13 protein-coding genes and 3 pseudogenes are annotated in these 12,503 nt (G+C 71.0%); 9 read left to right on the forward strand and 7 right to left on the reverse strand.

The annotated features are described in order from the left end of the window. Nucleotides 1–216: universal stress protein (locus ACFWIS_RS39350; RefSeq protein ID WP_380524332.1), on the reverse strand; the 216-nt coding region annotated here is incomplete at its 3' end. A gap of 279 nt (nt 217–495) precedes the next feature. Here ACFWIS_RS39350 and ACFWIS_RS39355 point away from each other — a divergent pair. Continuing rightward, nucleotides 496–1,848, forward strand: a complete 1,353-nt coding sequence (locus ACFWIS_RS39355) for a phosphoribosyltransferase family protein (protein ID WP_380461307.1) — start codon at nt 496–498, stop codon at nt 1,846–1,848. Here the strand turns inward: ACFWIS_RS39355 and ACFWIS_RS39360 are convergent. Beyond that, a complete protein-coding gene (locus ACFWIS_RS39360) occupies nt 1,808–2,041 on the reverse strand; it encodes a hypothetical protein (RefSeq protein ID WP_380461308.1) in 234 nt (77 codons plus the stop codon). The two genes, ACFWIS_RS39355 and ACFWIS_RS39360, sit on opposite strands and share 41 nt — an antisense overlap. A 239-nt stretch (nt 2,042–2,280) precedes the next feature. Here ACFWIS_RS39360 and ACFWIS_RS39365 point away from each other — a divergent pair, with 239 nt between their 5' ends. From ACFWIS_RS39365 to ACFWIS_RS39385, 5 genes are all read left to right on the forward strand, one after another. Then, a complete protein-coding gene (locus tag ACFWIS_RS39365) occupies nt 2,281–3,126 on the forward strand; it encodes a universal stress protein (protein WP_380461309.1) in 846 nt (281 codons plus the stop codon). Nucleotides 3,127–3,286: 160 nt separating this feature from the next. Further along, nucleotides 3,287–3,559: a CBS domain-containing protein gene (locus tag ACFWIS_RS39370; protein ID WP_380461310.1), complete on the forward strand. Its 273-nt coding sequence runs from the start codon at nt 3,287–3,289 to the stop codon at nt 3,557–3,559. Then, a complete protein-coding gene (locus ACFWIS_RS39375) occupies nt 3,556–3,735 on the forward strand; it encodes a hypothetical protein (RefSeq protein WP_380461311.1) in 180 nt (59 codons plus the stop codon). Before ACFWIS_RS39370 ends, ACFWIS_RS39375 begins: the two co-directional genes overlap by 4 nt. A gap of 231 nt (nt 3,736–3,966) precedes the next feature. Beyond that, a complete protein-coding gene (locus tag ACFWIS_RS39380) occupies nt 3,967–4,491 on the forward strand; it encodes an adenosine-specific kinase (RefSeq protein ID WP_380461312.1) in 525 nt (174 codons plus the stop codon). Between the two features lie 401 nt (nt 4,492–4,892). Further along, a complete protein-coding gene (locus ACFWIS_RS39385; protein WP_380461313.1) occupies nt 4,893–5,030 on the forward strand; it encodes a hypothetical protein in 138 nt (45 codons plus the stop codon). Nucleotides 5,031–5,135: 105 nt separating this feature from the next. Here the strand turns inward: ACFWIS_RS39385 and ACFWIS_RS39390 are convergent. Then, nucleotides 5,136–5,528, reverse strand: a pseudogene (locus ACFWIS_RS39390) (hypothetical protein); the annotation flags it as partial. Then, nucleotides 5,506–5,666: pseudogene (locus tag ACFWIS_RS39395) on the reverse strand (IS5/IS1182 family transposase); the annotation flags it as partial. The pseudogenes ACFWIS_RS39390 and ACFWIS_RS39395, both read right to left, overlap by 23 nt. 109 nt (nt 5,667–5,775) lie before the next feature. Between ACFWIS_RS39395 and ACFWIS_RS39400 the strand changes: the two are divergent. Next, nucleotides 5,776–6,909 (forward strand): hypothetical protein, encoded by a 1,134-nt coding sequence (locus ACFWIS_RS39400; RefSeq protein WP_380461314.1) that lies wholly within the window; start codon nt 5,776–5,778, stop codon nt 6,907–6,909. Nucleotides 6,910–7,469: 560 nt separating this feature from the next. On the opposite strand, the gene ACFWIS_RS39405 is transcribed toward ACFWIS_RS39400, so the two are convergent. Further along, nucleotides 7,470–7,796, reverse strand: coding sequence for a hypothetical protein (locus ACFWIS_RS39405; RefSeq protein ID WP_380461315.1), 327 nt, complete (start codon nt 7,794–7,796; stop codon nt 7,470–7,472). Between the two features lie 104 nt (nt 7,797–7,900). On the opposite strand from ACFWIS_RS39405, the gene ACFWIS_RS39410 reads away from it, so the two are divergent. Next, nucleotides 7,901–8,416, forward strand: coding sequence for a MarR family winged helix-turn-helix transcriptional regulator (locus ACFWIS_RS39410; RefSeq protein ID WP_380461316.1), 516 nt, complete (start codon nt 7,901–7,903; stop codon nt 8,414–8,416). An 886-nt stretch (nt 8,417–9,302) separates the two neighbouring features. Here ACFWIS_RS39410 and ACFWIS_RS39415 read toward each other — a convergent pair. Then, nucleotides 9,303–9,740 (reverse strand): annotated as a pseudogene (locus tag ACFWIS_RS39415) (chloride channel protein); the annotation flags it as partial. A 253-nt stretch (nt 9,741–9,993) separates the two neighbouring features. After that, nucleotides 9,994–10,950 carry a GlxA family transcriptional regulator gene (locus ACFWIS_RS39420; protein WP_380461317.1) on the reverse strand — a complete coding sequence of 319 codons (957 nt, stop codon included), beginning with the start codon at nt 10,948–10,950 and terminating at the stop codon, nt 9,994–9,996. Between the two features lie 99 nt (nt 10,951–11,049). On the opposite strand from ACFWIS_RS39420, the gene ACFWIS_RS39425 reads away from it, so the two are divergent. Beyond that, nucleotides 11,050–12,108 (forward strand): nuclear transport factor 2 family protein, encoded by a 1,059-nt coding sequence (locus ACFWIS_RS39425; RefSeq protein WP_380461318.1) that lies wholly within the window; start codon nt 11,050–11,052, stop codon nt 12,106–12,108. Nucleotides 12,109–12,503 lie beyond the last annotated feature (395 nt).

Genomic DNA, 12,503 nt, shown 5'->3' on the forward strand with positions numbered 1-12,503 from the left:
GTGGGTCGGCAGTGCGCCGCTCGTGCGGGGCCACGAGGGCGTGCCCAGGTCCGAGGGGTCGGCGCGGCCGGAGCCGTAGGCGCGCACGGCCCGTAGGGCGACGCCGCGCACCTGCGCCTCCCGCAAGGCGAAGAGCACCGCCCGGCGGGCGGGCTCCGAGCCGTCCGTGCCGACCACGACCGGTCCTACGGGACCCGGCGCGGAAGTGCTGCTCACGGGAACCTCCAGTGTGCGCACCTCAACCGCGGGGGCGGCCCGGCTCCGCGGATCCGGCTGCGCCGACGGCATGCGGTCGCCGGAGCGCCCACCTCCTTTCATTCCCTCGCCACTGCCTCCCCAGCACGTCGCGCGGGGCCCGTCCGGGAGCCGACGGACGGCCATGGCGCGCGGTCGTTCGCGCGCGCGCGGCACGAGGGGGATCGTGGGGATTGGGAGGGCAGCCCATCGAGGAGCCCCGGGCATGCCGCACTCCCCGGATCCGAAGGAGGGCCGGTCATGTACTTCGTCGACCGTGTGGACGCGGGCCGTCGCCTGGCCGAGCGGGTCAAACACCTCGCGGACCGGGAGGTGGTCGTCCTCGGGCTTCCCCGTGGAGGCGTGCCGGTGGCGGCCGAGGTCGCGAAGGTGCTGCACGCGCCGCTGGACGTGATCGTGGTGCGCAAGCTCGGCGTGCCCTTCCAGCCGGAGCTGGGCATGGGCGCGATCGGCGAGGGCGGGGTGCGCATCGTCAACGAGGCGGTCATGCGGGCGACGCGGACCTCCGAGCAGGACCTCGCCCAGGTGGAGGCGCGGGAGCGGGTCGAGCTCGACCGCAGGGCACGGCGGTACCGCGGTGACCGGCCCAGGGCCGAGCTCGCCGGCCGTACGGCGGTCGTGGTGGACGACGGCGTGGCGACCGGTTCGACCGCGCTGGCGGCCTGCCTGATCGCCAGGGACTCGGGCGCGGCCCGGGTCGTCCTCGCCGTTCCCGTCGCCCCGGCGGGCTGGACCCGCAGGCTGGCGGACGCGGCGGACGAGCTGGTGGCGCTGTCCACGCCCGGGGACTTCTACGGGATCGGCCAGTTCTACGAGGACTTCGCACAGACCACCGACGCCGAGGTGATCGCCTGCCTGGACGAGGCCGCCACCCGGACGCGCGGAGGCCGGCCGCCCGACCCCGCTTCGCGACCGCCCGCACAGCCCGCCTCGGCCAGGGGCGACGATCCGGAAGTCGTCGTGGACGCCGGGCCGGCACGGCTCGGCGGGCAGCTGACCGTACCCGACGGTGCGACCGGGATCGTGGTGTTCGCCCACGGCAGCGGCAGCAGTCGGCACAGCCCGCGCAACCGCTTCGTCGCGGCCGAGCTGAACCGGGCGGGCCTGGCCACCCTGCTGTTCGACCTGCTCACCGAGGAGGAGGCGTTCGACCGGGCGAACGTCTTCGACACCGCCCTGCTCGCCCGCCGCCTGACCGACGCCACCCACTGGCTGCGCGGCCGCGGCGACGTCGGCGACCTCGCGGTCGGATACTTCGGCGCCAGCACCGGAGCCGCCGCGGCACTGTGGGCCGCGGCGGAGCCCGACTCCCCCGCCCGGGCGGTCGTCTCCCGCGGCGGACGACCCGACCTCGCCGGACCCCGCCTGCCCGCCGTCACCGCCCCCACCCTGCTCATCGTCGGCGGCGACGACCAGGTGGTCCTCGGCCTCAACCAGCAGGCCCAGGCCCGGCTCCAGTGCGAGAACCAGCTCGCCGTCATCCCGGGCGCCACCCACCTGTTCGAGGAACCCGGGACACTCGAACAGGCCGCCGACCTGGCCGCGCAGTGGTTCACCGCCCACCTCGCCCCGGCATCGGCTCCCGCGCACTGAGGCCGACACCCCGGGACCGCCACGGCCGAGGCCGGTACCGGCGGGAGAACACCGCCACCAGCAGGAACCCGCCGGCGTACAGCGCGAGGACGGTCCCGACCGGGTGCCCGGTCGGGGCGAGGCCGTCGACGGCCAGTCGGGCCAGAGCGGGCAGGATCGCGGCCACCCGCAGACCGAGGACCGCCGGATCCATGAGCGCAGCGTGACCCGCGAAGGACCCAGGAGGCCGCAGGGTCGGTGCCGGGTCTCCTGTGGCAGGCTGCGCCCGCGAGGCGGAGTCTGGAGAAAGGTGAAGAAGGCGGTCTTCAGCGCAAGGCGCCGTCGACGCCACTTCGGACGCGCGCTCGAAGCGACCGGGCGATACGGCTGCGCTGGTCCCAAGCCCGGCAGCACCGCCCGGCCCGGAGCGGATGTCCAGGAGCAGGAGGAGTGATGACTGACCCCGTGATCGTGGGAGTGGACGGCTCCGAGCGGAGTCTGCGGGCACTGGTCTGGGCCGCGAGCGAGGCGGCGCTGCGCGGGTGCCCGTTGCTGATCGCCCATGTTCTTCCAGGCTGGGAGGCCGACTTCCCGTTCTTCCCGCCAGGGCGTTACCAAGGCCGCAGCCGCCGGGGCGCGGAGATCCTGGCCGAGGCGGTGGCGATCGCCAAGGAGAGCCATCCGGGCCTCGAAGTGGAATCCGACCAGGTCCCGGGCTCCCCGGCCGAGGTGCTCCGCGATGCAACAGAGCGGGCGCGCTGCATGGTGCTCGGCGCCCGCGGCGAGGGAGGGCTCGGCAACCTGCTGATGGGCTCCGTCAGCCTCCAGGTCGCCGGCCACGCGGCCTGCCCGGTGATCGTGGTCGGCGCGATCACCACCGGTCACGGGCGCGTCCTCGTCGGCACCGACGGCTCCGAACACTCCACCGCCGCTCTGGAGTTCGCCTTCGAAGAGGCGTCCCTGCGCGGCGACCGGGTTCATGTCCTGCGGGCCTGGAGCATGCCCACCGCACCGGAACCGTCCGAGGCCGAACCCTCTCCGGACGCGGTGGAAGCCGAGCACCGCAGTCAGCTCGACGACCACCTCGTACCCCTTCGGCAGCGGTATCCCGGTGTCGAGGTCGAGACGACCCTGGTCCGGGGGAAACCACTGCCCGAACTCGTCCGCGCCTCCGATCGGGCGGACCTCGCCGTGGTCGGCTCACGCGGCAAGGGCGGCTTCCACGGCCTGGCCCTCGGATCGGTCAGCCACGGCCTCCTCCACTACGGCATCTGCCCGGTCGCCGTCGTACGCCCGTAGCCCGACCCACACCACCGCGCGACCGCCGTGCCGAGGCAGTTCCCGGCGTGGACCGGGGTCGTCCACCGCGTCCACGGTCCCGTCGTCGTCAGCGCCACCCGGGCGCGAGGCCGCGCCCGGGTGAATCGGCGCCCGCGGACCGTCCGGAGGAGAGCAGGCCATGCAGCACCGCGCCGTGCAGGACGTGATGACCCGGGACGTCGTCGTCGCCCACCGGGAGACCACGTTCAAGGAGATCGTCGGGCTGTTCCACCGCAACGAGATCAGCGCCGTGCCGGTCGTCGACGACCAGGACCGTCCGGTCGGCATCGTGTCCGAGGCCGACCTGATCCGCAAGGAAGCCGGACTGCTGGAGGAAGACCACCCGGTGCTGCGGTGTGGCTGCCGGCGGACGCCGTCGCGGTCACCGTCGATGACGGCGTCGTCACGTTGACCGGCACGGTCGCGCGCAAGAGCCTCATCCCCGTCATCGAAGGCATGTGCCGCTCGCTGGACGGAGTGGTCGCCGTCCGCCAGACACTCGGCTTCGACATCGACGACACCCGCACCGACACCACCAAGTCCACGGATCGCGGCACCGTCGGCCCGCCCCCGGGGCCCCACCACTGAGCGCCCCCACCGTGGCTCCGCCGATCCACCGGCCGTCAACCAGACGGTCTTCAACGCGGACGCGGCTTCCGGATCGTGCTGGGTGTCGGCGGTGAGCCCGAGCAGGACGGCCGGCAACGGCTCTCGCCCTGACGGGACGCCTTCCTGGCCGACTTGGCGACGCTCCGTCCGCGCGTCCTCACAGCGGCACGAGGGTAGGGCGGACATGATCGGGGCGACGTGCATCGTCCGATGACGAGCGAGAGCGGGAGGTTCCTGATGGCCGCTGCCGGATTGTCCTTCGACGTGGTGAGTGTCGAGAAGCCCGATGACGTGAATGTGATCATCGGCCAGTCCCACTTCATCAAGACCGTGGAGGACCTGCACGAGGCAATGGCCGGAGTCGGCCCGCACCTGCGCTTCGGGATCGCCTTCTGCGAGGCCTCCGGCGCCTGCCTGATCCGCCGGTCCGGAAACGACGACGAGTTGGTGCCACTCGCGGTACGCAACGCACAGGCGATCGGGGCTGGCCACTCCTTCGTGATCCTGCTGCGCGGCGGCTACCCGGTCAACGTCCTCAACGCCGTCAAGCTCGTGCCCGAGCTGTGCGTCATCTTCTGCGCGACCGCCAACCCGGTCGACGTCCTGCTGGCCGTCACCCACCGGGGCCGAGGCGTGATCGGCGTGATCGACGGTGTACCGCCGGTCGGGGTCGAGAACGACGAGGACGCTGCGAACCGCCACAGCCTGCTACGCCAGATCGGTTACAAACTCTGAGCCTGTGCAAGGCCCTCGCGAGCGCAGGGTCACGGTCAGGGCCGCTGAGGACGACGGACGGGAACGACGGGCGAATGCCACCGTCGCGGTGAGCACGCAGCTGCGGAGCTCACGACGGCAACGTCCGGACGATCGAATCGGCGCATTCACATCGACGACTCGCCTCCGCGCTCCGCGCGTCTGGTTCCTGCTTCCCACCCGTCCTCGGGCTGTCACCACCTCTCCTGCCGGCGTCGCCGGAGGTACTCGGCAACACCAAGGCGACATGTCCCGGAGGGCGACCGGACGGGCAGAGCGCGGGTTCTCACATGTGGAGTCCGTCTCTTTGCTCTTCCGGTGCTCCCGCGGCTCATGAATGATGGGGAAACTCCGTTGACGCACGAACCAAAGGCTGGTTGTCCATGAGTGATCACGTCCATGTGCGGCTGTCCGGCGGTCTCGCTGTGAACGGCGACGGCGAACTCGTGGAGCAGTACCACTGCCGCTGCGGCGCAGTCTGGACGAAGACCTACGAGGCGGCGGGGGACACCGAGCAGTGACCCGTGGCGGCCCGCCGCGGCCGCTCGGCGTGCGGTGTGAATGAGCCGATGCGCCCGAACATCGACCAGGCGGACCATCGGGGTGGCGACGACGGTGGCGACGACGGTGGCGTTGGCGAGGTCGTTCGCGGCGCCGCTGGAGCCCTCACCGAAGACGATCAGTTCCGCGGCCCGGCCGCCGAGTTGGACGGCCAACAGGTCCTCCAGGTAGCCCTGGTTGTAGAGGTGCCGCTCGGCCTCCGGGAGCTGTTCGGTGGCACCGAGGCTCACGCCGAGGCCCACTCCCTTCCCCCGGTCCTGATCTCGCCGCCCGGCATCGAGGTCAGGACCGCCGCCCGGAGCCTCGTCGATATCGCGCCTTCCCGAGCGCCGACCCTCGCCGCCCACGCTGGCCTGGCGTCCGTCACCCGCGCCTCCGGGTCGTCCATCCGCGACGATCCTCCCGTCGGCGAGTTGGACCGGTCGAGGTGCGAACGGTCGCCCCGGAGGGACCGACACGCGGTGACAGCTCGGCCAGGTGCAGCCCGAAGTGGCGACGAACACGATCGCTGCCAACACCTCGCAGGTCCCATACCAGCGCCAGCCGCGGCCCTGCGGCCGAGCCGGCGCCTCCGGACCAGCTCGACTGGCAAGCAATACGCACCAGAAGTAGCCTGAAAGAGCTGCGGGAAGCGGTCAAACCGCTTCCCGCAGTTTTCAATGCGGCCCGCATAATATCTGCCAGAGCCAGGCGCGGGGTGATCATATGACGCAACTCTTGACTGCCAAATTTGTGCAGCCAGCCCCGGATGGACACACACCCTCGCAGGCGGAATCTCCTCAAGACCAGGCGCTAATTACCGATTACATAACGACGGCATTCCAGGCAGGCTGGTCAATGAATGATGCTTACCACTACGCAAGCAAGGGGCAAGCACTCAAACATCCGGATCATCACCTGACGGAGGCACCCGAAGACCTGGCGAGAGACAGGGACGTCTCCACGCGGAAGCGCATTGAAATTTACCTCGACACCGTAGATACGGCACTGCGTCGCATAGCTGGATCTCTTACCTTCTCGGGCGCTTTGCCATCGACAGCCGACGCTCGCCGAAGGCTGTCTTCGCTGCGCATCAATGACGAGAGCGCCGCAAATCATCTCCTCCTTTCCCTGAACGACCTGCATATCGAAGTCCTGGGCTGGATGCAGGCAACGGACCGAAGAGTGGGCAACGCCTATAAGCTGGGGCGTTCCATGTCTCGCACAATTAAGTGCGCCAGCGGTAAACCCGAGCAGCTCGTTCAGGTCTTCGGGTCCAGAATCCATCAAATATGTCGAGAATTAAAAGAACTCTCGACATCATTCCCCCCTTACTCTGCCGACGTTGTTTCACAGTCACTCTTGGCATGGAGCGCCGATATTCAGAGGACCAAGACGGATAGGCTTGGCGGCGACAAGCTACTGCGCTCGATGGCCAATGGCCTCTACCAGCAAGGCGAGACTTGGCGAAATTTGCTCGCCGGCGTTTTCGATCCGCGCGATCTGCTCGACAAAGATGACTATGCAGAAATATCGAAAGATCTATTTCAATACGACAGGTCTTTCCTCGTAAAGACAGCTCGTGGGCTATTCTGGCCCGTCCTCCTCCCCTCGCTCGCGATCACCGCCGCCGTCGTGTGGGGTAGCATCGTTGCGGCTTCCGGCTCACCCGCCGCCAGTGGCCTCATAACGCTTTTGGGATTTGGCGGGTGGATTGCGGGGGCCGGACGGGTGGTTGCAAAATCTGCGTTCGAGGCAATGCATACGGCCCACAAGTCTTTTCACAGTACGAAGCTCACTCTCCACATGGCCCGGCACATCCATGACCCAAGAGCTCTAGCCCCGCGTCGCTCAAGGTAGTGTCACCGGATTGGGCCAAGTGGAGCCCGATACTACAGCGATATGCCGCCCCGCCTTTAGCGTGATTTAGATACATCCGGTGACCGATCCAGCCAGCACCGCATGCGCGCCACCGTGCACCCCCGGGGAGGAGCAAGGTGAATACAGGAACACCTCGTCCTCAGCAAGCCGAAAACACACCCCTACATCCACCATCCGCCCCCCGGTACCCGCGTAACCGCCCTTGACCGCAGGACAGTTAAACGGCACTGGAGTACGAAAAACAACACGCACACCGCCTCCGCTCTCCCGACCGGCCACGAGACGCCCAGCCGCTGGGGCACCGAGGCATCCCGCCAAGATGCGGCAGGCGACGCCGAGCACGACAGTGCGTGCGCCGATACCGGGCGGATTGGACGCCAGGCGCACGCTGCGGCGGCAACGAACGCCGGGCCACTGCGATGAGCGCCGCCGAGGTGCCGGGCCGGGCCGCAGCGAGAAGCGGTGCTCGGTGTCCTCCCGGTCCCCCGCCGCGTCCCCGTGGCAGCCGATGACCCCGCGCTGCGGTCCTGCGCGGTCCGTCACGTCACTGCGCTTCGGCCTTCCGCTCGACGTCCTCGATTCCGCTCGGGCTGCCGGCCCGCACCCAGCGCTCGTACAGGCCCGCGCCGATCGGCAGGAACGTCCACCGTGGCCCGATCGCCCACCGGCGGCGGCCGCCGCGCCGACGCCAAGGCCTTGGGGAAGCGCCGTACCAGCTGCCAGTAGTTCGCGGTGACGACCACGACCAGGCCGACCACCAGGGCCAGGGTGGTCAGCAGCAGCGCGAGGTCTCCGTGCAGGGCGTGGAGAGCCGCCTCGATGGCGTAGGCGACGGAAGAGACCGGAGAGTCGCTCGTGGTGGGCACCAGCCCCGTGCGAGTGAAATCGGGGCAGCGGCGAGACCACCGTGCTGTGACGGGAAGATCGAATGAACGTGTGCACGGACGCGCCGGGACGGTAAAAAGGACACATGTCCGACGAGCCCACCACGCGCGCCTCCCGTGACCGGTCCTCCGGCCCCGCCGAGGAGGACCTGGTCACCGCCGTACTCACCGCTTCCCGGGTCCTGGTGGCGATCTCCGCCCGCTCCCTGGGGGAGGTCGCGGAATCCCTCACGCTCCCCCAGTTCCGGATGCTGGTCGTGCTGCACTCACGCGGACCGATGAGCATGTCGCGCCTGGCCGAGTACCTCGCGGTGAACCCGTCCACGGCGATGCGGATGATCGAGCGTCTCGTGGCCGCGGGTGTCGTCGCACGGGTGAACAGCCCCGAGGACCGGCGCGAGGTCCGCATCGAACTGACCGAGGCAGGCGCCCGCACCGTCGTCGACGCCACGGACCGCCGCCGCGAGGAAATCGCCCGCATCGTCACCGCCATGCCCGCCCGGCAACGCACCGGCCTGGTCACCGCCCTGCACGCTTTCGCCGAAGCGAGCGGAGAACCGTCGGCCCCCGAGCAGCACCCGGCCGACCTGCTCGGCTGGTGACCGCTCATCCGACCCTGCCCGGCCCGCTCGCGAGAGGGAGTGACATCAGGCCGGCCTCCCAGCCGCTACGGCGGGCCCGACGCCGCTGCGATCCGCATCGTTGACAGGTCGTCACCGCATGCCGACGACGCCGGTGCCCGACGGACGAACGGCTACGGCTGCCGACCCGGCCGGGGGGCGTTCATCGGCCACCGCTTCCGCGGTCGTGTCGAATCCCCCAGAACGACTCCACGCCCCAGGACATCAAGCTCTCCCCCGACGGGCGGACCTGGTACACCGCCGACTCGGTCGCCCGCGGTGTGTGGGTCCTGGACGGCGATGCCTTCACCACGCCCACTCTGCTCCCACCGGACTGCTGGTCGGCCGTTGTCGGCGCCGGTCCCGCGCCGGGCGTTCGGAGCGCCCTCGGGAATGACGGGACCCGCAGCCCGCTCCGGACCGGGCACCGTGGCTTTCGTGGCCCTCTTGCCCGGATGCCGCCGGCAGAGGAGGTGGCGACCATGCGGATCCGGGCAGTGGTGGACACCGGCGCAGCACTGGCGCGGCAGGGGTGTCGTGTGCGCGGGTCGCGGGCGCCTCGACGGCGTTCCGGAGGTGAGGCCGACCAGCGGGATCGCGGCCAGGAGCAGCACGGTGACCGCCGCGGTGGCTCGGATGCCGTCCGATGCGGGGTCCAGTCGGAGGGTTCGGTTTCCGCGGGGCGCGGGGTTCGCGGTCTCCGGTGCGGACTGGGTGACGTGCTGGTCGGTGGTCGTCATGGTCCCTGGTCGGGTCGGAGGATTCGTGACGGGGCTGCGGGGCACTGGGCGCTTCGTCGCCCGGTTCTGGTGGCGTTGTCGGGTTAGGTGGCGGCGGGGACCGGCTGCCGGGGGGCCGGGTCCGGTTGCGGGGCGGGCTGGTCGAGGTCGATGCCGCGTCGGCGGAGCTTGGCGGTGTAGATGGTGTCGGGCGACAGCCGTCGGCTGGCGAGTTCGGCCAGCACGATGGCGGCCATGAGCGGCAGGATGATGGTGTATTCGCCGGTGAGTTCGAAGAGGATGACCACGGCGGTGATCGGTGCGCGGGCCGCGCCGGCGAACACCGCGCCCATGCCGACCAGGCCGTAGGCGCCGACGGGGCCTGCCACTCCCGGCAGCAGCGCGTGTGCGCTCTGGCCGAAGGCGGAGCCGAGCATGGCGCCGATGAACAGGCTCGGGGCGAAGACGCCGCCTGAGCCGCCGATGCCGATCGTCAGCGACGTCGCGGCCATCTTGCCGACCAGCAGGAGCAGCAGGAACCCGAGCGCGTAGCCGCCGCCGACCGCGTGTTCGAGCACCAGCAGGCCCCGGCGAGAGGACCACACGGCCCGCAGCCGATTCGACCGCCCGAAACTCCTTGCACTATGCAAAGACCACATGGGGGCGATTGTAGGGTCATCACTCGAACGCGCAACAGGAGCGCCCGCCAGGCGGGCCACAGCCCCGGAGCGGGCGCGGCAGCGACCGGGGCACAAGGCGCACACGGGCGGCGAACGGAAGCCGCGGACCGGCGCACCGGGCGCTTCGCCGCACCGCGCGAACGAAGGTCCCGGCCTGGGCCTACTTCGGCGAGTGGAACGTCCTCCGGTAGGTCTGCGGGGAGGTGCCGACCAGGCGGTGGAAGTGGTGCCGAAGAGTGGCGGGGGTGCCCAGCCCGGTGCGGTCGGCGATCTGGCCGACGGACAGCTCGGTGGTCTCGAGGAGTTCGCGGGCCCGGTCGACGCGGGCGCGCAGCAGCCACTGCAGGGGTGTGGTGCCGGTCTGTGCGCGGAAGCGACGGTTGAGGCTGCGGATACTCAGGGCGGCGTGGCCCGCGATGTCCGCGAGGGTGAGCCGCCGGTGGAGGTTGCGCTCCAGCCAGGCGAGGGTGGGCTGGAGGGCCGCGGTGGCGCCTCCGAGCACGGGGTGTTCGATGAACTGCGCCTGTCCGCCGTCGCGTTGGAGCGGCATGACGGTTCGGCGGGCGGTGGCGGCGGCGATACCGGCGCCGAGGTCTCGGCGGACCAGGTGGAGGCACAGGTCGAGCCCTGCGGCGATGCCGGCGGAGGTCGCCAGGTCACCGTGGTCGATGAACAGCGCGGTGCGATCGACGTCGACGAGCGGGTGCCGGCGGGCGAGCTCGGCGGCGTACTGCCAGTGCGTGGTGACGCGGCGGCCGTCGAGGAGGCCGGCGGCGGCGAGGGTGAACGCTCCGATGCACAGCGAGGCGATGCGAGCCCCGCGGCCGGCCGCCGCCGACAGCGCCTCGCGCACCGCGGCCGGCACCGGGTCCAGGAACCCGGCGTGGCCGGGGACGATCACGGTGTCCGCCTCGGCCACGGCCTCCAGACCGTACGGGGCGCGCAGCAGGAAGGACCCGTGCTCGGGTGCGGTGGTGACACTCCCTCCCGCCGCGCACACGCGCACCTCGTAGTGCGCGGGACCGCCCGCCTGGCTCACCCCGCCGAAGACCTGGCCGGGCAGCGACAGTTCGAACGGCAGGACACCATCCAGGGCGAGGACCGCGACGACGTGCATGGCCAGAACTTTACGTACTACGGCATTCTTGCCACTCGCGGGCCCCGTCGGATGCCCGCAGGATCGGAGCGTTCCGTTCCCCAACGAGGAGCCCCGACCATGAACCACACCTTGTCCGGCCCTGCCACCACCGAGTTCGAGCTGCCACGCAGTGAACTGGCCGTCGCGGCGCTGCGGTTCGCCGAGGAGACGGAGGAGCCGTTCCTCTTCCGGCACAGCGTCCGCGGCTACCTCTTCGCCCGGGGGCTCGCGGAGCGGCGGGGCCTGCGGGCGGACGCGGACTACCACGACGAGCGGCTGTTCCTCGGCTGCGTGCTCCACGACCTCGGCCTGACCGAGGAGGGCAACGGCGACCAGCGGTTCGAGGTGGACGGAGCCGATCTCGCTGCCACCTTCCTGCGGGAGCACGGCGCCGACGAGGACACGGTCGCGGTGGTGTGGGACGCCGTCGCCCTGCACACCTCCGACGGCATCGCCGCGCGCAAGGGCCCGGAAGTGGGCCTGGCCCAGGCGGGCATCGCCCTCGACGTCATGGGCCGCGGCAGGGACGCGCTGCCCGACGGCTTCGCCGAGCGGGTCCACGACGCCTTCCCGCGCGAGGATCTCGGCTACGCGATAGCCGACGCGATCATCGCCCAGGCCCTGGCCAACCCCGCCAAGGCCTCCCCCCTCAGCTTCCCCGGTCAGCTCCTGCGACGCCGTCTCCCGCACGGCGCCCTGCCGGACTGGCACGACCTCATCGCCCAGGCCGGCTGGGGCGACCGGCCCACAACCACACACCCCACGGCCCCGGCCGCCACCACCCCCGACCAGCTCGCCGCCCTCTTCCAAACGCACCTGGAAGCCGGAGACCTCCCCGCCCTCGCCTCCCTCCACGAGCCGCACGCCGCCCTGACCACCGCAACCGGCACACCCGTGACCGGCACCGACGCCATCACCGACCACCTGCGCACCTTCCTCGAACGCGGTGCCCGGGTCACCCTCCACCCGCGAACGACGCACACGGCCGGCGACATCGCCGTCATCTCCACCACCGCGACCGTCACCGGCACCACCCCCGACGGCGGTGCGCTCACCACCGAAAGCACCCAGGTCGCCCGCCGCCAGCCCGACGGCCGCTGGCTCTACGTGATCGACACCCCGCTTCCCGCCGTCTGATCCGCACGACGGCCCCCGGGCCCGCGCTCGCCGGACTCGCGCGCCACCCGATCCCCGCCCCGCCGACAGCACGGCCGGCACGCCCGGCGACCGGCCGTGGCGAAGCGGGTCGTCCAGGCATTCGGCCGGACGCGGAGTGACGATCCAGCCCGGGCGCGGGCGCGGCCCGGCAGCATGGCCGGGCCGCTCCCGCTCAGGTCCCGGGACGGCCCTCAGATCGAGGACGGTGATCGCCCGACATCAGTTCTCCTGGGCCAGCTCGACACCATGGACCAGACCGCCGCCGCGTGCGCGGCCTTCGCCGCGCTCGGCCCGTACGCCGGCTGAGGCCGCCGGGCCGGGTGCCGGACCGTCCCGTCCCTGACCGACGACAGAACGCGTGCGCCGCGCCGATG

Source organism: Kitasatospora sp. NPDC127060, from assembly GCF_042724935.1.
Lineage (GTDB): Bacteria > Actinomycetota > Actinomycetes > Streptomycetales > Streptomycetaceae > Kitasatospora.

Bases quoted from the DNA above. Each gene is read 5' to 3' on its own strand.
- ACFWIS_RS39365 (WP_380461309.1), top strand. From the start codon at position 2,281: ATGACTGACCCCGTGATCGTGGGAGTGGACGGCTCCGAGCGGAGTCTG.
- ACFWIS_RS39360 (WP_380461308.1), bottom strand. From the start codon at position 2,041: ATGGATCCGGCGGTCCTCGGTCTGCGGGTGGCCGCGATCCTGCCCGCT.
- ACFWIS_RS39355 (WP_380461307.1), top strand. From the start codon at position 496: ATGTACTTCGTCGACCGTGTGGACGCGGGCCGTCGCCTGGCCGAGCGG.
- ACFWIS_RS39380 (WP_380461312.1), top strand. From the start codon at position 3,967: ATGACGAGCGAGAGCGGGAGGTTCCTGATGGCCGCTGCCGGATTGTCC.
- ACFWIS_RS39400 (WP_380461314.1), top strand. From the start codon at position 5,776: ATGACGCAACTCTTGACTGCCAAATTTGTGCAGCCAGCCCCGGATGGA.
- ACFWIS_RS39370 (WP_380461310.1), top strand. From the start codon at position 3,287: ATGCAGCACCGCGCCGTGCAGGACGTGATGACCCGGGACGTCGTCGTC.
- ACFWIS_RS39385 (WP_380461313.1), top strand. From the start codon at position 4,893: ATGAGTGATCACGTCCATGTGCGGCTGTCCGGCGGTCTCGCTGTGAAC.
- ACFWIS_RS39420 (WP_380461317.1), bottom strand. From the start codon at position 10,950: ATGCACGTCGTCGCGGTCCTCGCCCTGGATGGTGTCCTGCCGTTCGAA.
- ACFWIS_RS39410 (WP_380461316.1), top strand. From the start codon at position 7,901: ATGTCCGACGAGCCCACCACGCGCGCCTCCCGTGACCGGTCCTCCGGC.
- ACFWIS_RS39425 (WP_380461318.1), top strand. From the start codon at position 11,050: ATGAACCACACCTTGTCCGGCCCTGCCACCACCGAGTTCGAGCTGCCA.